The organism is Clostridium sp. CM038 (genome assembly GCF_055081105.1).
The window spans coordinates 2,739,579-2,761,868 of record NZ_CM143651.1; the positions used below are offsets into that span (position 1 = coordinate 2,739,579).

General features: G+C 31.4%; 21 protein-coding genes and 1 pseudogene. 3 read left to right on the forward strand and 19 right to left on the reverse strand.

What is annotated here, in order from left to right; translation table 11 throughout:
• Positions 1-117 precede the first annotated feature (117 nt).
• From ACWJKS_RS12720 to ACWJKS_RS12755, 8 genes and pseudogenes are all read right to left on the reverse strand, one after another.
• Positions 118-667: pseudogene (locus ACWJKS_RS12720) on the reverse strand (RNA-guided endonuclease InsQ/TnpB family protein); the annotation flags it as partial.
• On the reverse strand, positions 667-1,440 hold the full coding sequence (locus ACWJKS_RS12725) for an aminotransferase class IV (protein WP_462959706.1): 774 nt from the start codon (positions 1,438-1,440) through the stop codon (positions 667-669). The gene ACWJKS_RS12725 and the pseudogene ACWJKS_RS12720, both read right to left, overlap by 1 nt.
• A gap of 73 nt (positions 1,441-1,513) precedes the next feature.
• Complete coding sequence (pabB, locus tag ACWJKS_RS12730; RefSeq protein WP_462959707.1) at positions 1,514-2,863, reverse strand: aminodeoxychorismate synthase component I; 1,350 nt, start codon at positions 2,861-2,863, stop codon at positions 1,514-1,516.
• Positions 2,864-2,872: 9 nt separating this feature from the next.
• On the reverse strand, positions 2,873-3,466 hold the full coding sequence (locus tag ACWJKS_RS12735; RefSeq protein WP_220285987.1) for an anthranilate synthase component II: 594 nt from the start codon (positions 3,464-3,466) through the stop codon (positions 2,873-2,875).
• 136 nt (positions 3,467-3,602) lie between these two features.
• On the reverse strand, positions 3,603-4,958 hold the full coding sequence (locus ACWJKS_RS12740; RefSeq protein ID WP_462959708.1) for a HAMP domain-containing sensor histidine kinase: 1,356 nt from the start codon (positions 4,956-4,958) through the stop codon (positions 3,603-3,605).
• Positions 4,942-5,631: a response regulator transcription factor gene (locus ACWJKS_RS12745; protein WP_462959709.1), complete on the reverse strand. Its 690-nt coding sequence runs from the start codon at positions 5,629-5,631 to the stop codon at positions 4,942-4,944. Before ACWJKS_RS12745 ends, ACWJKS_RS12740 begins: the two co-directional genes overlap by 17 nt.
• A 40-nt stretch (positions 5,632-5,671) precedes the next feature.
• Positions 5,672-7,990, reverse strand: a complete 2,319-nt coding sequence (locus ACWJKS_RS12750) for an ABC transporter permease (protein WP_462959710.1) — start codon at positions 7,988-7,990, stop codon at positions 5,672-5,674.
• On the reverse strand, positions 7,977-8,645 hold the full coding sequence (locus tag ACWJKS_RS12755; protein WP_220285991.1) for an ABC transporter ATP-binding protein: 669 nt from the start codon (positions 8,643-8,645) through the stop codon (positions 7,977-7,979). Before ACWJKS_RS12755 ends, ACWJKS_RS12750 begins: the two co-directional genes overlap by 14 nt.
• Positions 8,646-8,990: 345 nt before the next feature.
• Here ACWJKS_RS12755 and ACWJKS_RS12760 point away from each other — a divergent pair, with 345 nt between their 5' ends.
• Positions 8,991-9,824 (forward strand): PHP domain-containing protein, encoded by an 834-nt coding sequence (locus tag ACWJKS_RS12760; RefSeq protein ID WP_216301737.1) that lies wholly within the window; start codon positions 8,991-8,993, stop codon positions 9,822-9,824.
• A 490-nt stretch (positions 9,825-10,314) separates the two neighbouring features.
• Here ACWJKS_RS12760 and ACWJKS_RS12765 read toward each other — a convergent pair whose 3' ends face one another.
• From ACWJKS_RS12765 to ACWJKS_RS12775, 3 genes are all read right to left on the reverse strand, one after another.
• A complete protein-coding gene (locus tag ACWJKS_RS12765) occupies positions 10,315-11,721 on the reverse strand; it encodes an aminopeptidase (protein ID WP_216301736.1) in 1,407 nt (468 codons plus the stop codon).
• Between the two features lie 120 nt (positions 11,722-11,841).
• On the reverse strand, positions 11,842-12,762 hold the full coding sequence (gene hprK / locus ACWJKS_RS12770) for an HPr(Ser) kinase/phosphatase (RefSeq protein ID WP_165411867.1): 921 nt from the start codon (positions 12,760-12,762) through the stop codon (positions 11,842-11,844).
• Between the two features lie 53 nt (positions 12,763-12,815).
• Positions 12,816-12,983 carry a DUF896 domain-containing protein gene (locus ACWJKS_RS12775; protein ID WP_216301735.1) on the reverse strand — a complete coding sequence of 56 codons (168 nt, stop codon included), beginning with the start codon at positions 12,981-12,983 and terminating at the stop codon, positions 12,816-12,818.
• Positions 12,984-13,319: 336 nt separating this feature from the next.
• On the opposite strand from ACWJKS_RS12775, the gene ACWJKS_RS12780 reads away from it, so the two are divergent.
• Positions 13,320-13,496: an aspartyl-phosphate phosphatase Spo0E family protein gene (locus ACWJKS_RS12780; RefSeq protein WP_216301734.1), complete on the forward strand. Its 177-nt coding sequence runs from the start codon at positions 13,320-13,322 to the stop codon at positions 13,494-13,496.
• Positions 13,497-13,513: 17 nt separating this feature from the next.
• On the opposite strand, the gene ACWJKS_RS12785 is transcribed toward ACWJKS_RS12780, so the two are convergent.
• Together ACWJKS_RS12785 and ACWJKS_RS12790 are read right to left on the reverse strand one after the other, a co-directional pair.
• Complete coding sequence (locus ACWJKS_RS12785; protein ID WP_216301733.1) at positions 13,514-13,912, reverse strand: hypothetical protein; 399 nt, start codon at positions 13,910-13,912, stop codon at positions 13,514-13,516.
• Positions 13,913-14,143: 231 nt separating this feature from the next.
• Positions 14,144-15,319, reverse strand: coding sequence for an FprA family A-type flavoprotein (locus tag ACWJKS_RS12790; protein WP_216301732.1), 1,176 nt, complete (start codon positions 15,317-15,319; stop codon positions 14,144-14,146).
• A 300-nt stretch (positions 15,320-15,619) separates the two neighbouring features.
• On the opposite strand from ACWJKS_RS12790, the gene ACWJKS_RS12795 reads away from it, so the two are divergent.
• A complete protein-coding gene (locus ACWJKS_RS12795) occupies positions 15,620-16,456 on the forward strand; it encodes an SDR family oxidoreductase (protein WP_462959711.1) in 837 nt (278 codons plus the stop codon).
• Between the two features lie 52 nt (positions 16,457-16,508).
• On the opposite strand, the gene def is transcribed toward ACWJKS_RS12795, so the two are convergent.
• From def to ACWJKS_RS12825, 6 genes are all read right to left on the reverse strand, one after another.
• On the reverse strand, positions 16,509-16,979 hold the full coding sequence (gene def / locus ACWJKS_RS12800; protein WP_216301730.1) for a peptide deformylase: 471 nt from the start codon (positions 16,977-16,979) through the stop codon (positions 16,509-16,511).
• A 150-nt stretch (positions 16,980-17,129) separates the two neighbouring features.
• A complete protein-coding gene (locus ACWJKS_RS12805) occupies positions 17,130-17,801 on the reverse strand; it encodes a V-type ATP synthase subunit D (RefSeq protein ID WP_165411874.1) in 672 nt (223 codons plus the stop codon).
• 2 nt (positions 17,802-17,803) lie between these two features.
• Entirely contained in the window at positions 17,804-19,186 is a 1,383-nt protein-coding gene (locus tag ACWJKS_RS12810; RefSeq protein ID WP_165411875.1) for a V-type ATP synthase subunit B, read from the reverse strand.
• Positions 19,179-20,951 (reverse strand): V-type ATP synthase subunit A, encoded by a 1,773-nt coding sequence (locus ACWJKS_RS12815; RefSeq protein ID WP_165411876.1) that lies wholly within the window; start codon positions 20,949-20,951, stop codon positions 19,179-19,181. Before ACWJKS_RS12815 ends, ACWJKS_RS12810 begins: the two co-directional genes overlap by 8 nt.
• A gap of 17 nt (positions 20,952-20,968) precedes the next feature.
• Complete coding sequence (locus tag ACWJKS_RS12820) at positions 20,969-21,277, reverse strand: V-type ATP synthase subunit F (RefSeq protein WP_165411877.1); 309 nt, start codon at positions 21,275-21,277, stop codon at positions 20,969-20,971.
• A complete protein-coding gene (locus tag ACWJKS_RS12825; protein ID WP_216301727.1) occupies positions 21,270-22,271 on the reverse strand; it encodes a V-type ATP synthase subunit C in 1,002 nt (333 codons plus the stop codon). Before ACWJKS_RS12825 ends, ACWJKS_RS12820 begins: the two co-directional genes overlap by 8 nt.
• Positions 22,272-22,290 lie beyond the last annotated feature (19 nt).

Here is a 22,290-nt window from a genome sequence, read left to right on the forward strand (position 1 = left end):
ATCTTTTCAGATATGCTACTTTGGTTTATATAACACTCCAAGGGCTTAAATTCCCATACAACGCATGGTACATATTAGTAGTATCGTTTAAGTGATTAATTATCATCTGCGATGCTATTAAACTACTAATTCATATCTACTTAGATTGATACTTGCATTATAATCTCTATCTATAACACAGCCACATTCCTCGCAGATATATGTTCTAACTGATAATGAAAGTTTTGGCTTTATATGACCACACTCACTACAGGCTTTTGATAAATGTCTATTTTTCATCATTCCTTTTATATTAAGTGTTTCCATAACAACTCTTGAAGGCTTGGTTTTCACTATCGTATTCGTTGCTTGGTGATTATGATTACTTCTTATATTAGTTATTTTTCTATGAAGTAATTTAATCTGCTTTTCGATTTTTATAACATTACTTGTTTTGACAACTTACTCCATTCTTTATTTTTTAGGTATTTGCAAGATACCCTACGTTGTAATCTACGTAGCCTTTTTTCATGTTTTTTACACTTTTTATTTTGTTAATATTTTTAAATGTCATTCCATTGGAGCATATAGCAAGGTCTTTTATTCCGACATCTATCCCAATGCTCTCACTTGTTAATGCTACTATTGGTTGTTCTTTATCAATTCCAACTGATATAGAGTAGTGCCTTATTCCTTATGATTTTCTACATATCTATCATAATACCTTTTTATTTCAGATACAACTGTGCTTTCATTCAAAACTTTATCTTCGATCTTATTCACCTTCATTATACCCATAATACTATTAGTTATAAAAACACCCTCAGCTTTCATTAATTCTTCTAATGTAAACTCGCCTTCTTGTACAATAAATCCTATAGGCAACAAATTTCGAATAATAAAATCTCGTACTATGCCCGGTAATAACCCACATTTAATCTTTGGTGTAAATATAATTCCATTCTTGATGAAAAATATATTGCTTACAGCTCCCTCACTTATAAATCCCTCTGTGTTTAGAAATAGTGCTTCATTGTACCCTTTATCTATAATTTTATCTCGTTCAATTATGTTTTCAATGTAGTTGAAGGATTTCACATATGTTAAATTTGAATGCGCATTTCGCCTAACCTCACTTAATCCTAATGCAAACCCTTCATCATAATCACTTTGTTTATAGGCCATTTCTCTTTTAGTAATTATAGTGTTTTTCTCAGATACCATAATTTTGAGCACGCAGTTTTTACAATTGAGTTTTTGAGTAGCAGCATAAATTTCTGTTTCAGTAATTTTTTTATTTACGTTTAGTGTGTTAAGCCCTCTATTTAACCTTTCTATATGCTCAGCTAGAAATAATGGTTTTTCTTTAACTAATATAGTCTCAAATGCTCCCCTTCCAAATGAAAACCCACTATCTAAGGATATCTTATCCACACTTAATTCACCATTTACAAATATCATAATACCCCCTTAGGTTCCACCCATGTGACACGTGGCAAATTCTATAATTTAGTTTACAACTTTATTCACCAGCCTATAAGACTCGCATTAACGCTTTTGCTTTATCTAAGGTCTCATCATATTCACATTCTTCATTGGAATCCCACGTTATTCCACCACCTACACCAAAATAGGCTTTATTGTCTTTTATTAAGATCGTTCTAATAATTATATTCAAATCTACATTTCCGTCAAACCCTAAATATCCAAGCGCGCCCGTATATATGTTTCTACGCACAGGCTCTAATTCCTCAATAATTTCCATGGAGCGTATTTTAGGTGCTCCTGTTATGGACCCTCCTGGAAAACAAGCTTTAATGCATTCTAGTGAGCTTACCGGCTCTTTTAATTCACCTACTACTGTAGATACTAAATGAAATACTGTACTGTACTCCTCTAATTTAAAAAGTTCCGTTACTTTAACTGAACTCGGCTTACAGACTTTACTTAAATCATTTCGCTCTAAATCCACCACCATTAGAAGTTCAGACTTATCTTTTTCGCTATTTATAAGTATGGTTTTATTTTTAAGATCTTCCCCTGCATCCATCCCTCTTGGCATAGTTCCTTTTATAGGTCTAGTTTCTACCATTCTATTTCTAATCCGCAAAAATCTTTCTGGAGAAGAACATATTATATTAAAATTTTCAAAATTCATAAATGCAGCAAAAGGAGCTGGATTTATATTTCTTAGATCTTTATATATTTCATATGCGCTTTTACGAGTGTTACAACTAAATCTTTGAGTTAAATTCGTGATATATATATCTCCACTTTTTATATAAGCTCTTACCTTTGATACAGTATTTATATAATTGTTCTTTTCAAAGTCCGACGTAAATTTATTCTTTATAACTCCTACTTTTTCATATACAATTTTATTGCCCTTTTGTATACGCTGCCTAATACCTTCAATACTGTCTTTCTGAGATTTAAGTATTCCTAGTGCAGATATATAAACACTTTTCTTAAAATTATCTAAAATAATAATGTTATCATAAAAATTATAATAGCAGTGAGGTATATCTACATCATCCTTTGCTATATTGGGTAGCTCTTCAACTTCCCTAGCCAGGTCGTAGGAAAAGTATCCTATACCGCCAGATACAAAAGGCAGCCCAGTATTATTTTCTATAGCGTATTCTTCAATAATTTTATTTAACTCTTCAAATGTATCCCCTTCATATACTTCTTTTCCCTTATAGCAGGTACCATTTTTACTTTTAAATGTTAAAAAACAGTTAGTTCCTATAAAAGAATATCTTCCTAACGTTTCTTCGTCTCTAGCACTATCTAATAATATAGTGTTTAAATCTTCTTTAAATAATGAATATATACCAAACCCATCAAGGTTAGTATTAACTTGTTCAATTATCAGTTTCATTTCTTCTCCTTAGTTTTCAACAAATTTATCTTGAATTCTAACTTCATTAATAAAATTTTTAAGAATTTCATGTCCATATTCCGTAAGCTCTGCTTCAGGGTGAAATTGTACCCCTTCAATGTGATATTGCTTATGTCTTATACCCATTATAACACCATCCTCTGTTTCACTAGTTATTTCTAATACCTCCGGCAAGGATTCTCTCTCTATTATTAAGGAATGGTATCTCGTAACCTTCATTGGACTCACAATATTTTTAAACACATATTTTCCACTATGCTTTATTTCAAATACTTTCCCATGCACTGGTTCATTTCCCTTAATAATTTTAGCACCAAACACCTTACCAATAATCTGATGCCCTAAACATATTCCCAAAATAGGTATGCTGCCTTTAAAGTTTTCTACTATTTCCATGCAAATCCCCGCATATTCAGGAGATTTTGGACCAGGTGAAATGATTATTCCTTCGGGTTTAATTTTCTCAATATCCGCAAAGGAAATTTTATCGTTTCTATATACTAATATTTCCTCACCTAGCTCTTCAAAGTATCTAACTAGGTTGTATACAAATGAATCATAATTGTCTATCATCAAAAACATAAACTATCTCCTATTCTCTTATAATTACTTATATTATATCAAATAGTTTGCGTAAAATCATTAGGATTAAAATCAACTTTCATTTTCTGTTATTATATTTTAGCTCGCAGTTAAAACTGAAAGCTTTCACTTGCTATTATTTTATAAATAATTTAAATACTACCTCTTCCTTTTCTTTAAAGCCTTTTATAATTCCTCCATGAAGTTTTACAATATCCTTTACAATGGACAAACCTAAACCACTACCCCCTTCATGCCTGGACTGGTCCTTTTTATATAATCTTTCAAAAAAACTATCCACTTCTGCTTCTGAAACTGTCTCTGTAGGAACATTACTCACGCAAAAAACTCCATAGCTTATGCTATTTAGTTTTTCTTTGAAAATTTTAATTTTCACTACAGTATTTATTTTAGAGTATTTTAAAGAATTACTTATGATATTATTAACTGCCCTACCAATCAAATCAGGATCACCATTAATGTAAACGGGCTCCTTTGACACCTCCACTTCTAGTTTTAATGAGTTCTCATCAAATCCACTTGCTTCATCCTCGAATATCTGTCTTCCCAATTCATTTAGCTCTAAGTTTTCAAAATTTAATATTATATCCTTTGATGTTAGTTTTGAATATTGAAAAAAGTCCTCCAGCATAGTTCTAAGATATACGCCCTTACGTTCTATGATGCTTATATACTTATTCAGTTCTTCCTTAGAAGAGTATTTGTCCTTCTTAAGAATATCAATATACCCAAGTATGGTTGTGAGAGGAGTTCGTAAATCATGTGAAATATTGGTGAGAAATTCGCTTCTTTTCCTGTCTTCTTTTTCAAGTTCAGATGCCATAAAGTTAATACCTTCTGCAAGCTCTCTTAATTCGTTGTTATAGTGAATGGGTACTCTGTGAGATAAGTTCCCTTCGGCTATAATTTGCACTGAGAATTTCATTTTTGAAATATAGGATACCCTCCCCCAAACTAATATAAAAAAGATTATTATGAAACCTATTAATGCCCAGAGCATCATCATGCTGTCACCATTTCCATATCCAAGATAAACGTAATATAAGAAATATCCATCCTTTAAATATTCACAGCCAGATACTCTGAAATCCTTTTTATATTTGCTTGGAACAGAATATTCTATTTTGCCATCTTTTATCTCATTCTTGTCTATGACTTGTACTCCTTTGCTATTATGAACTATAACATTACCCCTCTGATCTACTATATAGAAACTGTACCCTTGATTATATGAATATTTATCATTTATAAGTTGCTTTAGCGCTATATTATTACTAAGATTACTGTTTTTCAATTCCTTCTCTAAGTTAGGTATACACTTATCATAAATATTATTTATTCTAAGTGTAGGATTTTTATTATAAATTCCCACTCCTTTATCTTTTATCATTGCGGAACTCAAAAATGAAATCACAAAAGCAATTAATGCTATAATAACTAGCTCACCCTTAAGCTTAACAATCCTTTTCAACTTTATACCCCATTCCCCAAATAGTTTTTATATACTTACCCACCTTAACCTTATCACCTAATTTATCCCTAAGGTTTCTCATGTGTACAATAACGCTGTTATCATTTTCTAAAAATGTATCCTTCCATATTCGCTCATACAGCACTTTGGTTGAATATACTCGTCCCTTGTTTGAAGCTAAGGTGCTTAAAATCTCAAATCCCTTAGGGGTTAACATGATTTCTTCCCCAAATCTTTGTACTGTATGTTCTAAAAGATTTATTTCTAAGTCCTTTATTTTTAAAATGCTATCTATAGGCACATTACTATCTGATGTTCTTTTTAATATTGAAAGAACTCTTAATGATAATTCTGTAAAGTCAAAAGGCTTAACTACATAGTCATCGCATCCCTTAGTAAATCCCTTTATTTTGTCCATTTGTTCACCTTTAGCAGTTAACAGAATTACAGGGGCATCACAAAACTCCCTCATTTTGGCTAACATTTTATAACCATCCATTTTAGGCATCATAATATCTAATAATATCAGGGAAAAGGCCTTATTTTTACTAATTATTAAACCTTCCTCTCCATCACAAGCGCAATCAATTTCATAACCTTCTCTAGAGAAATAATTACCTAACATTTCTCTTATGTCTAAATCATCATCCACAATTAATATATTTTTCTGCATTTTACCACCTATCTTTAAGTTTTTTCTTAATTATACCATTTTAGTTCTCTCTTAAAAACTCATAAGAATTATATTTTATCATAGTGATAAACGGATAGATGAATGTAGCAACAGTGAGAGTTAGGCTACAAAGTAATAACACAATCAAGTCCCATACAGAATATACTGCATTAATTCCTAGTAGCTTAAATAACAACTTTGAAACCGAAACATAGAAGCCATAAGACAGAACACATGACACTATGATAAGTATGCTTCCTTTAAAGATGTAAACTTTTGATATAAACCCTTTTCCTAGGCCTAAAGCTCTTATTACCGTTTCTTCTTTTCTTTCTTCTAGAAACGTAATGTTCAAAAGATTAATATTAAAAATTAATGATGCAAACACTACCATAAAAGAAAGTGCTTTGAATATATTAAGAAATTTCCCTATATATGTTGACATAGCGCTACCTAGAATATCAATTGATATAACAGGACTGTCCCCTAGTTTATCCATCCATTTAGTGCCGTCAGCTTTAATGTAAAATTTAGAATCATTGCTATATCCACGATAAGGCAGTAGAATGCACATACTATCTATAATTGAATTATCATAAACGCCCTTTATTTTTATATTTACTGTTTTATCTTTATAAGATATGTGAAGTATATCTCCAACCTTTAACTTATTTTTCTTTTGGTACTCAGAAGTAATCAAGCACCCGTCTTCTCCGTCAAAAAGTTTTTTACCTTCCACCATTTTAAACTCCAGCTTGTAATCTTCCTTTTTTATTTCTATAAAGGCAATTAATTTTAGTTTAATATTATTGTTTAGGACTTTACCTGTTGAATTATAATTTTTAATATACCCTTCAACCCCATTTTCTTTTGTAAGAACATTTTCCAGATTTAGGTTTTCTTTAGAAGGCAAAATATAGTTATATGGCAGCGCTGTAGCTAAAGATTTATTCATGCTATTTTTAACATTGTTGTTTAGATTTAATGTGATCATAATAAATACTAGAGTAATAGAAAAACTTACAGTAAGCAAAATAAATGTTAAAAAGTTTTTCTTCATATTTTTAAAGGAATACATTAATAATTGACTTCTGTAATGAATGGAAGAAAAAATCTTCATCAATACTGCGCTTGCAATCAAAAATATTAAAATGATACATATTATACCTAATGAGGTTGCAAAATTTACAGAACTTCCTATATAAACCGAGTATACGAATAGCATTACAGGTATTAATAATATGAGGTAGATAAATATACGCTTTTTTACTATCCCATTCTTTTCTTCATTTTCTCTTAGAAGCCATAAACCTTTAAAATCATCTATTATTAATAAAGGTATATTTGAAAACATCTCGAAGAATAGTGTATTTATAATAATTCCTTTTGAAAATATCCGCAATTCTTCTATAAAACTTATACTTTGAGGAATATAATTCATTTTTAATATGAAATTGGATATTAAAATAGTGGTTAAAACAGATAAGATTACGGGCAATAAAACTATAATAGATAATTCCATTCTTAGAGCATTTTTTATATCCTTATTTTTAAGGGATAAAAGCTTCATAATAGATATATCTCTTTTTCGTCTTATTATGAGCATTATTGAGGTCGTTATTATTACTATTGAAGATAGTATATACCCCATAGTGGTCAATATTCCAAAAGAAGCAAATTGTACATCTGTCTCACTTTTAAGCGTTCGCTCTTTATCCTTTATTGAACTATACATATATCCATCTTCCTTAGACTTTATACGCTGTTTCAACTCTTCTCCATCAGTATTTCCACTGATATAAATTAAATTACCCTCACTTCCACTGACACTTTCACTTATTTTTCCGTAACCAATTATTGTTTCATCATTAGTTACCCCTTTAGGAATTGTTTCTATTTCTTTAACCGTATAGGCTTTTGTTCCCCCATCAGTTTTTATATTAATTTCATCTCCGATTTTAACAGCAAGATTCTTTGCCATAGATGAATCCAAAATTATTTCATCCTTTTTAATGTTCTGCTCACCTAATATCAAATTAGCGTAAAATTTACTGCTTTTACTGTTTTGAAAAAAGGCAGGAGTAGTTTTTTTATAAGTAACCTTATAACTCTCTTTTTTTAATATACTTATTTCTTCATTAAAATCTTTAGATTCATAAAATGACTTTATAAATAAATCCCCACCGTTAGCCTCCTTTATACTTTTCTTATTGTATTCATTTATATTTGCGGAAATAATAGGAGCAGTAATGGATAACGTTGTAGTAAGCAATATAGAGATCATGGTGAATAATAAAATCAGCTTTTCCTTTCTCAAATTTTGCAAATTGTATATTTTAAAAATCTTAAGCCAGTTCATTCAAAACACCATCCTCAAGGAAAAATTTTCTATCTCCCAAAGAGCCTATTCTTTCATCATGAGTTACTATAGCAAGGCAGCAACCACTTTCCGCTTTAACCCTCATTAAAAGTTCAATAACCCTTTTACCATTTTCAGAATCTAGAGCACCTGTAGGTTCATCACATAGTATGAATCTAGGACTGTTAACAAGTGCTCTCACTACAGCTACTCTTTGGGCTTCTCCACCAGAAAGTGAGGTTGCTTTAGCATTTTTCTTATCTAACAAGCCTACCTTTTTTAATAAAGCTTCACATTTTTCTATTTTCTCTTTTTTACCTTCTTTGCTATCCATAGCTAACAATAAATTTTCTAAAGGTGTCAAACCCGTTATTAAATTAGAATTTTGAAAAATAAGTCCGATATTTTTACGTCTTAATACCTCTATTTCTTTTTCTTTCTTACCACTGATAATCTTATTGTCAAAAAAGACTTCACCAGTACTTGAAGCTTCAAGCATTGACAAAATATATAGAAGTGTAGACTTTCCACCTCCTGAAGGACCCATTATAGTAATAAAATCCCCTTCCTCGATTGCCATGTCTATGTTTTTCAGAACCTCCTGCTCCATATTTTCGCGTTTATATTTTTTATTCACAGCTTTTAATTGAATCATATAAGTACCCTCCAAATTTTTATAATTGTAATCAAGTCACATTTACAATTATAAAATATGAAATGTATGAAATATATGTCTTAAAAATAAGTAAATTATAAAGATTAGTTATACGAGTAACTATCTCGCAGGCTACCACCTATACAATTGCAAATAAAAAGAGCCTAACATTTAATAAATATTCAATAATAATTATTATTTATTATAATTCCCTTTTAATATTCACCAATATTGGTTAAAATGGTATTAGGCACATAAAAATAAATAGGCTACAATAGACTCGTATATTGTCTTGTTATTTATTTTTATATCCCTTATGCTAAACTTTAAATTTGAGGTGATTATATGTACAATCGAGGTGATTTCCATCTTCATACAAATGCGTCTGATGGAAAACTAAGTCCTAAAGAACTAATTCATGAAGCGTCTTTAAATGGTTTGGATATTATTGCAATAACAGATCATGACACAACTTTAAATGTTGAGGAAGGAATCAGAGAAGGTCTAATTGAAAATATAAGGGTAATACCTGGAATAGAACTATCTACTATTTATAATAACGAAAGCATTCACATATTGGGTTATTTTAAAGATGATAAATATAAAGATGTTGCTTTTCAAAATTTCTTAAAAGACATAGATGATTTCAGAATATTAAGAGCTAAAAAAATAGTGGAAAATTTAGATACGTTTTTCAAAATAAAATTAGACTATCAAAAAGTTTTAGATGAAGCTAAAGGAGTAATAGCTAGACCCCATATAGCTAAAGCCATAATTGATGCTGGTTATAAATATGATTGGAAATATATATTTGATAATTTCCTTTCAAACAGTAGCCCTGCATATGTACACATTAAGAGAATTTCAACAGCCGATGGCATAACCATATTAAAAAAAGTTAATGCATTAGTTGTACTTGCACACCCTGTTCTAATTAAAAAATCAACCATAGATGAAATGCTAAGCTTAGATTTTGATGGTATTGAAGCAGTTTACCCAATAAATACAAAAAAGCAAAAATCACTATTAAAGTCAAAAGCTAAAGAATATGGCAAGTTAATTACTGCTGGTTCAGATTTTCATGGAATTACAACCTCAGATACCAGTCATGGCGTCGTTGGTTCAGTTTCCTTAAGCCATAATGAACTAGCTACCTTTGTAAATGCCTTAGAATCATAAAAGAAAAAAAGTATATATTACTATTAATGCAATGCATTAATAGTAATATATACTTTTTTTTACACATAAAAATATTTGTTATTTATTTTGATACCCTATTATGCAGTTATGCTAATATGTATATAAGAAGGATGGCAGGTAAAGTAATAATAAATCTCAATATTACCTACCAAAAAGTCTTTTAGCCAGTAGGCTGCAGATGTGGTAGATATGCTTTGAATTTAATATTCGCAAAACAAATATCTATCGTCTAAAGAAGAGCTCTTGCGCAACTGTGGAACAAAATCGTAAACTAAAGAAAAAAAGCATATATTACGTAAGCTGCATTTGAACAAGCATTAGCAATTTTTTGCTAATGTTATGAAATATACGTTAAGAAAAGTACATGTTTGAGCGATAGTGAGTTTGTACTTTTTAGTGTCTTTCATAATATTAGCTTAGAATTACTCAGCGAAGTGAAAAGCAGTTGTAATAATATACACTTTCTTTTCTATATTTCTATTAAGAAAGCTTCATAAGCTCTAAAAGCTTCATATATGTCTGCTTTGCTTGCAATTTCCCATGGCGCATGCATATTATGAAGAGCAACCCCTGAATCTATAACCTGCATACCAAACCCGGCTAGTATATAAGCTATTGTACCGCCGCCGCCTTGGTCCACTTTTCCAAGCTCTGATGTTTGCCATGAAATATTATGTTTTTCCATTATGGTTCTAAGCTGCGCAATAAATTCTGGATTTGCATCGTTGCATCCTCCTTTTCCGCGAGCCCCAGTATACTTATTTAAAACTATACCTTTTCCAAAATATGCAGAATTACGTTTTTCCATAACCGAAGGAAAGTTTGGATCATATGCTGCACTTACGTCTGATGATAACATTTTTGAATTTGCTAATGCCCTTCTTACTTTTAAATCACTATATTCTCCCATTAAATTAACAACCTCAGCTACTGTGTTTTCAAAGAATTTTGATTGCATTCCTGTTGCACCAATACTTCCAACTTCCTCTTTATCCACAAGTAAAACAATACAAGTTTTGTCTGTTTCCTTAATGTTCATTAATGCTTCATAAGAAGTGTACGCACACACTCTATCATCTTGTCCATAAGCCATAATCATACTGCTATCTAGTCCATAGTTTCTAGCGCGTCCTGCAGGTACTACTTCTAATTCTGATGATACGAAATCTTCTTCATCTATATCATATTTATCATTTAAAAGTTTTAATATATTTAACTTAACTCTATTTTTTGCATCCTTATCTTCTACTGGTATACTTCCCATAAATACGTTTAAATCTTCACCTTCGATACCTTTGTCTAAAGTCTTTTTCAATTGATCTGCTGATAAGTGAATTAGAAGATCTGAAATTCCAACTACTGGTTCTTTTTCATCTTCTCCTATTACTACATTTATTACTGTACCATCCTTTTTAACAATAACACCATGAATAGCTAAAGGTAACGTAACCCATTGGTACTTCTTAATTCCACCATAGTAATGTGTTTTAGCTAATGCTAGATCTGAATCCTCATATAATGGATTTTGTTTTAAATCGAGTCTTGGTGAGTCCACGTGAGCACCTAAAATTTTAAAACCCTTTTCAATAGGCTCAGACCCAATTAAAAACAATGCTAAGGTTTTTCCCATACTGCTAGCGTAAACCTTATCACCAGCTTTTAATTTAGTGCCTTCACTTATATAAGTATCAATATTTTTGTAACCGTTTTTTTTAGCTAGTGTAACAAACTCTGTAACGCATTCTCTTTCAGTTTTGCATTTTGACATGAAGTCTATATAATTGTCAGATAATGCAAACACCTTTTTAAAATCACTTTTTGTGTATTTATCCCAAGCTACTTCATATTCTTTTTCTAAACTTTTAATTTCAGACATGTTTATTCCCTCCCTATTATAAATGCTTCCTGCACTTACTATTCTACTAAATATTTCCTAAAATTACAAACATTTAAAATTACAAAAAAAAACATTATACTCTATGTTAATTCCATTTTTTTATTTCTTAAGAGTTGCAGTTACTTCCTCTATTCTCATATTTATGGTTTCAACAGGAGTTATCTTAGAATTTAAACTGTATCTATAATTAGCTGCAGCTGCTTCAATAATTACTGCTATATTTCTACCTGGCCTAATTGGCAATGTTATTTTTCTTACAGGCACATTTAGAATATCCATAAATTCATTATCTATACCAAGCCTATCATATTCTTCACTCTCATTCCACTGAGTAAGTGATATCAACAAACTAATAGTCTTAGTGTTTAGAACCGAACTCATACCATATATTGCTGGAATATCTATTATCCCCATACCTCTGACCTCCAGCATTCCTGAGGTTATGTATGGGCAACTTCCAAGTAATACACCATCAATTTCTTTAATGTCAACTGCATCGTCTGCGATCAGCCTGTGACCCCTTTTTATAAGTTCTAACGCACATTCACTCTTGCCTATCCCACTTTCTCCACTTAATAACATGCCTATACCATAAACATCTACTAGAACACCGTGAAGTCTAGTTTCTGGAGCTAACTTAGTATCTACGTAATTTGTAAATTTACTAATAAATCTTGTAGAAATTAATTTTGTTCGTAAAACCCATCGTCCATTTCCCCTTGCTGCCTCCATAAGTTCCTTATGAGGTTGCATCTGCCTAGTGACTATAACGCAAGGTATATCTAATTTAAAGTATTTATTCAATCGTTTCTTCCTAAGGTCTTCTTCCATACAATCTAGAAAACTCCATTCTGCCATACCTATTAATTGAACTCGATTATTATCGAAATACTGGTAAAAGCCTGCAATTTGAAGCCCCGGTCTATTAATATCACTAACATTAATTAAGTTACCCTTTTCTCCTTCTACTAAAACCTCTAACTTAAAATGCTCTATTAATTCCTCTATAGTAACATCCATTAAAACTCCCCCATTTTTACTGATTTTAAAATTTATTGTTTTTAATAAAGATATTATACTTTTTTAATTGTATCTAATTGTGCTCTAAAATTTCTTTTAACATTGTCAATGTACTTTTGCCTTAACTCTTGTTGTTCTAATTTCTCTTCCTCTGTAAGTTGACTTTCTTTGCTTTTATTATAAAGGTAATTTATTCTGTTAGTTAATTCATCAATATTCATAATATCACTCCTAGACTATTTTTAACTTTTCTATTATACCAAAATATTTTATTCATAAATAGTATAAATGAAACATATTCTGATTTTATAATTATAACACAAGAAAATTAAGACTTTTTTCGTCATTTACATATTATTCCATGTAAGTTTTTTCAACATCTGCATGGATTTTTTTGTTATATTTTACCATTATATAGATGTTTTATTTAACAAATTATAGTATATTTTGTATTTTTTTATATTTTAATGGCTAACTAAAAATTTAACATAGATTGCATAATATGTTATTATATATTTATTCCACAAAAACAAAATAAAGCGAAGAGGTGTTGATGTATGGATATTAAATTAAAAATTATAAAGGAAGAATTAGAATCATTAAGAACAATATTACATTTTTTACTAAATTGTAAAGAGCCTACAGATAAAATAGTTGTATCATGCAGTCAGCAATTAGATGAAGTTATAATTAAATATCAGAAATTTCAAGCCATTTCGGAAAAAGTGGCTTGATAAATCCACACATGATCTTAGATATCCAACTCAATTAAAATATCATCAATTTCAATATTTACATCTGCACCATAAAAAACTACCGCGAATTCATTAAATTCATATGCATCTTCTGATATATCACAACCAATGAATTCATATTCAATTTCCATTTCCTCAGCGCATTCTTCCATTATATCTTCCACATTATCTGCTGAAATATCACTTAAATAAGGCAAGAAAAACTCTTCATACCAATCTTCTTCATTTTGTTTAAAATCTCCTTCTTCATTTGCATAAGATGTAGCAGCTTCAATTTCTACTTCATCATAATAATATTTAAATTTCAGTGCTATAGTGTCCTTTTTATATTGAATTTCAACTATGTCACTTAGGCCATTCTTATTTAGAAAATTTATTATATTTTGCTTATTCAAATATACCCCTCCATAAATCATTTGTGAATTATTTACTGTGATTTAATTCTTGTCTGGATATTATTGCGAAACTTTTTTTTACAATAATATTTAGTATCCTGGTCATTATATTCTTTGCATTTGAAATATTTTTAATTCTTTATAAAAAAAAAGAAAAATTTCACTAACCAAGTGAGATTTTCTTTTATTTACTATAATAAACGTTGTAGCCTAAGTATCCCTAGTAACTTATTAATTCAAGAGTTGTAAATACTCCTCCACAAATTTATCAGCTTGCTCAAATTCCTTGCTGTCTGGGACGAATTTAAATTTAAGTCCTTCCTCGACTACTTTAAATTTTAAAGATTTTAGTCTTTGTGTAAGCATCGGAACTCCTTCACCACTCCATCCATATGATCCGAAAGCTGCTGCGACTTTACCTCTATTTGTTATTGGACACACAAGAGACAGAACATCCCAAGCAGGCTTTACAGCATCTTGATTGATAGTTGGAGAACCAATCATAATACCTGAGGCTTCTTCAATTAATGATACAATCTCACTTAAATTCATAGATGTTATTTCATGAACTTCAGCCTTTATTCCCTTTTCATTAATTTTATTAGCTATATATTTTGCCATAGCCTCAGTATTATGATAAGCGGATATGTATAATATTTGAATGTTTTTTTCTTTTATCTCGTAAGTTTTAGCCCACTTTCTATAAAGGTCTACATACATTTTAATATCCTCTACATGTATAGGACCATGGCTTGGCGCTACCATATCTAATTCTAAATCTTTGATTTTATCTAATCCCATATTAACAAATTTTTTAAATGGTCCCATTATAACGTCAAAATAATATTTCATTTCGTCGAAATAATCACCTGAGCAAGCATCCGTTATACAATTAACTGGTGAATAATGACAACCCATTACGTCACAAGTAAACAATACTTTTTCTTCCTTAGCATATGTAAACATTGTATCAGGCCAATGTAAATTTGGTGCTGAAATAAATTGTAATGTGTTTTTACCTAAGCAAATCTCTCCTACTGCTGGCCTACTATTAAATTCCTTGTTAGTAATTTCTTTTAGATACGTTATAGCAGGTTTTGAAGCTAGAACAACAGCCTCTGGATAAACTTCTAAGAGCTTACCTAAAGAACCACTATGGTCGAGTTCTGTATGTTGAACAATTATGTAATCAACTTTTCTTTCTCCAATAACACCTTTTATTTTATCTAAAAACCCTTCAAAGAAACCATTTTTAACACAATCTATTATAGCAACTTTTTCATCATCTATTAAATATGAATTATATGTAGTTCCTTTCTTTGTTTCCATTATAATATCAAATACCTCGAGCTTAGGATCGTTTACCCCAACCCAATAAATATTGTCTTTTAACTTTGTTGTTTCCATTCTCAAAGTCCTCCTTTAGTTCTCTTAGTGTCTAACAATTATTAATTGTTAGACATCCTATAAACCTATATGATTTTAATCATCTTACATATAATATATTTTACCACATTTATCAAATCCATTCAACTAATAATGATTATTAGTTAACCTATCTTTTATATAAATGAAAATGCATATACTTTATAGTTTGTCACTTAAATATTAAAATATTCTATTATTCACCCTGAAAAATAAAATATTTTTTAATAATAAGGATACTGAGCCATATACTTTAATAGCACGAACTTTAAGGAGGGCTCTATGAATATTTTAATAACTGGCGCAAAAGGTAATATTGGAACTTATCTTTGTAATATCTTGTCTAAATCACATACTATATATGGATTAGATAAAACTGAACTTAACATAACTGATAAAATAACTACCGAGAAAACTCTGTATGAATTAAAGCCTGACGCTGTAATTCATACTGCGGGCATGACAAATAAATATATTTGTGAATACCATGAATCTTTAGCCTATGATGTAAACACTGTAGGAACTTTAAACATTGCTAATTGTTGTAATTCGCTTAGTATCCCCCTAGTATACCTATCTAGCACAGATGTATACGGAGATACTAATACAACACCCTACAGTGAAGTTGATGAATGTACCCCAATAAACGCCTATAGCAAAAGTAAATTAGGTGGAGAAGAATTAATACAAACCATTTGTGAAAAATATTTTATTGTCCGCACCTCAAATATATTTGGTGGCAATGATTGTTTTGTGAGAAAGCTCATAAATGGCAAACATACAGCAATTTATCTATTTTCGGACCCCACCCTTTCCATAACTTATATTGAAGATTTAACTATAGTCCTTCAGAGACTATTAGAAACTGATAAATATGGGATATATAACTATACCAATGAAGGTTGTTTATCAAAGTCAATGCTAATAAATAGTATTATAGAATTTAGTAATCTCGATGTTCCGTTAGTTGTGAATTCAGATAAGCTTTTATCCAATCTCATTAAAGAACCTAAATATACCTGTGTAAATAATTCGCATATAAAACATTCTCTTGGCATTGAAATTGCTCCTTGGGATGATAGACTTAAAGATTACATTAATAAACACCTTAAATTGTAAAAAAGAGCATGCCTTATGATTTTAATAATCTCAGGCATGCTCTTGTACAAAATTATTCTGTTGTTACTTCGTACATTTCCTCAGCTCTAGACATATATAATACTCCATCTAGATGATCAATTTCATGACATAAGGCCCTTGCCAGTAATCCTGAAGCTTCATAAGTTACTGGTTTCCCCTTAATATTAATTCCTACAACTGTAACGTTTGTAGGTCTAAATACTTCACCTTCATATCCTAAGTAGCTTAAACAGCCCTCATAATCCTTTTCATTTCCTGACTGAGCTGTTATTTTAGGATTTATAATTATTATTGGATTTTCTTCTTCTTCTCCTAAATCAATTAAGATAACCCTTTTTAAAATTCCTATTTGAGGAGCCGCAAGTCCTATTCCATTACCCTCATAAAGCGTATCCATCATATCGTCAATTGTGTTTAATATCTTCCTATCTATTTTTCCTACCTTCTCACAAATCATATTAAGACGCTCGTCTCCATATTGTAAAATTTTCCTAACTGCCATATGCATTCTCCTTTTCTTTATACTAATTGCGTTTCACAGCAATAACTTTTAAATGTATACATATATTCTATTCTAAATATATGTATACATCAACTAAAATCTCAGCAAAAAAATTAAGGCATCACTAAAGACACCTTAATTCCACCTTATTTATGTGCTAATTCTTTTTGCATCTGCTAGCTCTTGAGCTTTCTCCATCATACTTTTAACCTTCATAAGTCTAGTTAAAGCTCCACGCTCATTTTCCTCAAGCTTCATTCTTATATATTTTATAGTTTCATTGAGTTGAGGTATAGTCATGTATTCAAGTGCATTAACCGTTCTTCTAGTTTTTTCAATCTCATCTGCCATGAGCTGACAAGATTTTTCTACTTCTGCAAGTTCTAAAAGCTCCGGCAAGGCTAAATATAACTTTTCTATAGCTCCATCAAGATCTGCCGAAGTGCTGGCAAATCCATATGGATATATACTGCCAGGATCATCTTCTAATTCTCTTTTAAACTTCATTATCGGAACATTAACACTCATAAGATTTTTTGTCTCAACTTCTACAGAAATTTTTTCTTTTGGTTGCGCTATTGCTTCCTCTAGAAATTCTGATGACATTAATGCACTTGCCATAACAAAATCCTTAAAAGAGTTCTGTAATTCTTCTTCAACTTTCGCTCGTAGTTTATTGTTATGTTTTATAAGATCAATGAATCTTCTCATAAGCTCATCTTGCTTATCCTTTAATAATTTATGACCACGAGTAGCTGTACCTAATCTTTTTTTTAGTTTAGTAAGCTCCATTCTAGTTGGATTGACATTGAGCCTCGCCACGTTTACTCACCCTCTTTTTTTGGTAAGTATTTTTCTACATATTCATCTCTAATTCTCTTAAGTTCATTTCTTGGGAGAATAGATAGAAGCTCCCATCCTAAATTTATTGTTTCATCAATAGTCCTATTAGTTTCAAATCCTTGGGAAACATATCGTTTTTCAAAAGCATCTGCAAATATTGCATATTTTTTGTCTGCATCAGATAATGCTGACTCTCCTAATATAACTGCAAGCTCTTTTGCTTGCTTACCTTGAGCATATGCAGCAAATAGTTGATTCATCGTATCAGCATGATCTTCGCGCGTTTTGCCTTTGCCTATACCTTTATCTTTAAGTCTTGATAACGACGGTAGAACATCTACTGGTGGCATAATGCCTTTTTTATAAAGTTCTCGGCTTAAAATAATCTGACCTTCAGTTATATATCCCGTTAAGTCAGGAATTGGATGAGTTATATCATCTTCCGGCATTGTAAGTATAGGAATTTGAGTTATTGAACCTTCAAGTCCTTTAATCCTACCTGCTCTTTCATATAGCGTCGAAAGATCAGTATAAAGATATCCTGGATATCCACGTCTACCTGGAACTTCTTTTCTTGCAGCTGAAACTTCACGCAGAGCCTCACAGTAATTTGTAAGATCAGTCATAATTACAAGTACGTGAAATCCTTTTTCGTAAGCAAGATATTCAGCTGTAGTTAGTGCCATTCTAGGCGTAGCTATTCTCTCAATAGCTGGGTCATTTGCAAGATTCATAAATAATACAGTTCTGTCTATTGCACCAGTTTTTGTAAAATCATCTACGAAAAACTGTGCTTCTTGAAAAGTTATTCCTATAGCTGCAAATACAACAACAAATTTCGTATCTGAATTTAATACCTTTGCTTGCCTTGCTATTTGAGCCGCAAGTTGCGCATGTGGGAGACCCGAACCAGAAAACACTGGTAATTTTTGTCCACGAACTAAAGTATTAAGTCCATCAATAGCTGAAATACCTGTTTGAATAAACTCTGACGGATAGTCTCTTGCCACAGGGTTCAATGCCTCTCCATTTATATCGAGTCTCTTGTCAGGAATAATTTTAGGTCCACCGTCTTTAGGCCTACCAAGTCCATCAAAGACCCTTCCAAGCATATCTTCTGAAACTCCAAGTTCTAGTGGTCTTCCTAAAAATTTAGCCTTACTACCTTTTAAGTTAATTCCAGCAGAACTTTCAAATAACTGAACCATTGCTTTATCTTCATTTATTTCAAGTACTTTTCCGCTACGAATTTCACCGTTCTGTAGTTCTATTTCCACTAGTTCATCGTACCGAACGCCTTGAACTTTTTCTACAACCATAAGTGGCCCTACAACTTCTGTTATAGTTTTGTATTCTTTAATCATTTACAGCTCCTCCTTCCGTTATTAATTCTTCAATATCATTAGATAGGGCCGTAAATATATCATCAATTTTTGACATATCAGTTTCTGCAATATATTTTGCTCTTGCTATTTTATCACGCGCAGGAATTTCTAATATCTTTTTCAAATAAATCCCTGAACTCAATGCTTTTTCACCCTCAACATGGAAATCTAAAACTAATTTCAACATTTTATATTGTTTGTTAAGTGACGTAAAAGTATCAACCTCATGGAATGCATTCTGTTGTAAATAATCTTCTCTAATTGATTTTGCAACTTCTAGTTTTAACCTGTCCTTTTCAGAAAGAGCATCTACACCTACAAGTCTTACTATTTCATCAAGTTTTGCTTCTTCTTGCAAAATGGTCATAGCTTTAACCCTAAGCTCAGTCCAATCGGCAGCAACGTTCTCATCCATCCAATTAGCTAGCTGATCCAAATATAGTGAATAAGAATCCAACCAATTTATTGATGGAAAATGTCTTCTATAAGCAAGTTGCGCGTCTAGTCCCCAAAACACTTTGACTATTCTAAGCGTTGCTTGAGTAACTGGCTCTGATAAATCTCCACCAGGAGGTGATACTGCGCCTATAACTGTAATTGCGCCTATTCTTTTGTCGTCTCCAATGCAAACTACCTTTCCAGATCTTTCATAAAAATCTGCTACACGTGAGCCTAGATATGCTGGATACCCCTCATCACCTGGCATTTCCTCAAGTCTTCCTGACATTTCGCGTAGAGCCTCTGCCCATCTTGACGTAGAATCTGCCATTAATGCTACAGCAAATCCCATGTCCCTAAAATACTCTGCAATAGTTATACCTGTATATACAGAAGCTTCCCTAGCTGCAACTGGCATATTAGAAGTATTTGCAATGAGCACCGTTCTTTTCATTAGTGATTCACCTGTTTTGGGATCTTTAAGTTCTGGAAACTCATTCAAAACATCTGTCATTTCATTGCCACGTTCACCGCAACCTATGTAAACAACTATTTCTGCATCTGCCCATTTTGCAAATTGATGTTGAACTACAGTTTTTCCACTACCAAAAGGACCCGGAACACATGCCGTACCACCTTTAGTTACTGGAAAGAAAGTATCTATTACTCTTTGACCTGTAACTAGTGGTTCTATTGGATTTAATTTATCAGCATAAGGTCTTCCACGTCTTACTGGCCACTTTTGCATTAACGTAATTTGCTTAATTCCGCCATCTGTTTGCACCTCTGCTACTACATCTTCTACAGTATATTCTCCTGCAGTTATAGACGTTATAGTACCCTCTATTCCTTTAGGCACCATTATTGTTTGAGTTATAACAGTAGTTTCCGCAACTGTTCCTATAGCTACGCCATATGAAACAATATCTCCAACGGACGCCGTAGGAACAAAGTCCCATTTTCTTTCTCTATCTAGTGGCGAAACATTTACACCTTTTGTTAAGTAATTACCAGCTATAGCTCTTATTTTATCAAGCGGTCTTTGAATACCATCAAACATTGATTCTATAAGTCCTGGTCCAAGTTCAACACTTAGTGGTTCACCGGTAGTAACTACTGGATCTCCTGGTCCGAGGCCTGATGTTTCTTCATATACTTGAATAGAGGCTCTATCTCCTCTCATTTCAATAATTTCGCCAATAAGACCCTTATCTCCAACCTTAACTACGTCATATATATTAGCTTCGTCCATATCTTTTGCAACAACTAATGGACCTGAAACTTTTACAATTTTACCGATTTTCAAGTTATCTCCCTACCTTTCTATAAAATATTTACGCCCACTGCTTTTTCTACATTATCGCGAATTCTTTGCATTCCTATATTTAGTGAGCCTTGATTACTTGGTATTAATATAATGGCAGGAATCATCTGTCTGTTATATCTTGCTATAGTTTCATCTAAGTGCTGAGCTATCTGCTCAGTTACAAATATAACTGCATAATTACTTGACGCCATTTTATCTATAGCTTTTTTAGCTTCTTCTACTTCAATAACCGGATATACGTCAATTCCAAGAGCTTTGAAAGCAAGTATTGAATCTTTATCTCCAACTACTCCTACTTTATGCATAAACTTCACGCATCCTTTCTCTTATGATCGTCGTATCAACATTATTTAATTTCCCAACCGTAATTATTCTTATTATCTTTATTTCTGTTTCCTTTGCTGCGATATACGCAAATATTGGCTCAGGTCCAAAAGTAACATACTTAGCGGCCCTTAGCTTCTCCATAATATAGTTTTCTGATAATTTTTCTAAACTAGAAAGTTTACCAGTTTTAATATATTCTTCTAGTCCAATTCTTACAACTTCTCCATATTTTGATGAAGAAAATTTAGTTGCCATATTTTCAATTGGATCACTAAAAGCTGTTAATAGAACATCACTAGATATATCTCCACCAATTAATATAACTTCTTTAAAAAAGTTAACATCCTTTTGTTGTTTTTTTAATCTAATTATTGACTTAATATTAGAAAAATCTATACTTTTCTTAACATATTCAATTATAAAATCAATTTTTGTTTCTTCTGCCCTAGCTAACATATCTACATACATATACCTATCCAATATAATATCTATCTTTTGAGGATCATTAAGTTCTTTGTATACTTTTTCCACCTCAATTATAGCTTCCCTCATATTAGGGTCTAATTTCTTATATTCCATAGTTGTCATGTAAAATTTTAATTCCTCTATATTTACTGTACCTGCTGGAATTAGCATATGAGAAAAGTCCTTATCTAAAGTTCTTCCTTTTAACAACACTTTTATATTATGATAATCATATTTCAAACTCATAATATCTACTATAGAAGGATATGGAGAAACTTCATACATAAGGGAGTATACTCTATTTAGCTCATCCTTAAGTAATATATTGTAGTCCTCTGCTCTTTTTACATTTCCCATCAAACTTGCATATTCGGTTTCCTTCAAAATTTTAAGTACTTCATCCGCCGAGGAGCTGTCAATCATTCTCTCAATCTTTACTTTACTCAGGAGTCTTTTTTCTAATACTCTTAGCCTAGCCACAGCTTGTGTAAAATCCATATTATTCATATATGGCTATCCTCCTTGT

Bases quoted from the DNA above. Each gene is read 5' to 3' on its own strand.
- ACWJKS_RS12725 (WP_462959706.1), bottom strand. From the start codon at position 1,440: ATGATATTTGTAAATGGTGAATTAAGTGTGGATAAGATATCCTTAGAT.
- pabB (WP_462959707.1), bottom strand. From the start codon at position 2,863: ATGAAACTGATAATTGAACAAGTTAATACTAACCTTGATGGGTTTGGT.
- ACWJKS_RS12735 (WP_220285987.1), bottom strand. From the start codon at position 3,466: ATGTTTTTGATGATAGACAATTATGATTCATTTGTATACAACCTAGTT.
- ACWJKS_RS12745 (WP_462959709.1), bottom strand. From the start codon at position 5,631: ATGCAGAAAAATATATTAATTGTGGATGATGATTTAGACATAAGAGAA.
- ACWJKS_RS12750 (WP_462959710.1), bottom strand. From the start codon at position 7,990: ATGAACTGGCTTAAGATTTTTAAAATATACAATTTGCAAAATTTGAGA.
- ACWJKS_RS12755 (WP_220285991.1), bottom strand. From the start codon at position 8,645: ATGATTCAATTAAAAGCTGTGAATAAAAAATATAAACGCGAAAATATG.
- ACWJKS_RS12760 (WP_216301737.1), top strand. From the start codon at position 8,991: ATGTACAATCGAGGTGATTTCCATCTTCATACAAATGCGTCTGATGGA.
- ACWJKS_RS12765 (WP_216301736.1), bottom strand. From the start codon at position 11,721: ATGTCTGAAATTAAAAGTTTAGAAAAAGAATATGAAGTAGCTTGGGAT.
- hprK (WP_165411867.1), bottom strand. From the start codon at position 12,762: ATGGATGTTACTATAGAGGAATTAATAGAGCATTTTAAGTTAGAGGTT.
- ACWJKS_RS12775 (WP_216301735.1), bottom strand. From the start codon at position 12,983: ATGAATATTGATGAATTAACTAACAGAATAAATTACCTTTATAATAAA.
- ACWJKS_RS12780 (WP_216301734.1), top strand. From the start codon at position 13,320: ATGGATATTAAATTAAAAATTATAAAGGAAGAATTAGAATCATTAAGA.
- ACWJKS_RS12790 (WP_216301732.1), bottom strand. From the start codon at position 15,319: ATGGAAACAACAAAGTTAAAAGACAATATTTATTGGGTTGGGGTAAAC.
- ACWJKS_RS12795 (WP_462959711.1), top strand. From the start codon at position 15,620: ATGAATATTTTAATAACTGGCGCAAAAGGTAATATTGGAACTTATCTT.
- def (WP_216301730.1), bottom strand. From the start codon at position 16,979: ATGGCAGTTAGGAAAATTTTACAATATGGAGACGAGCGTCTTAATATG.
- ACWJKS_RS12810 (WP_165411875.1), bottom strand. From the start codon at position 19,186: ATGATTAAAGAATACAAAACTATAACAGAAGTTGTAGGGCCACTTATG.
- ACWJKS_RS12820 (WP_165411877.1), bottom strand. From the start codon at position 21,277: ATGCATAAAGTAGGAGTAGTTGGAGATAAAGATTCAATACTTGCTTTC.
- ACWJKS_RS12825 (WP_216301727.1), bottom strand. From the start codon at position 22,271: ATGAATAATATGGATTTTACACAAGCTGTGGCTAGGCTAAGAGTATTA.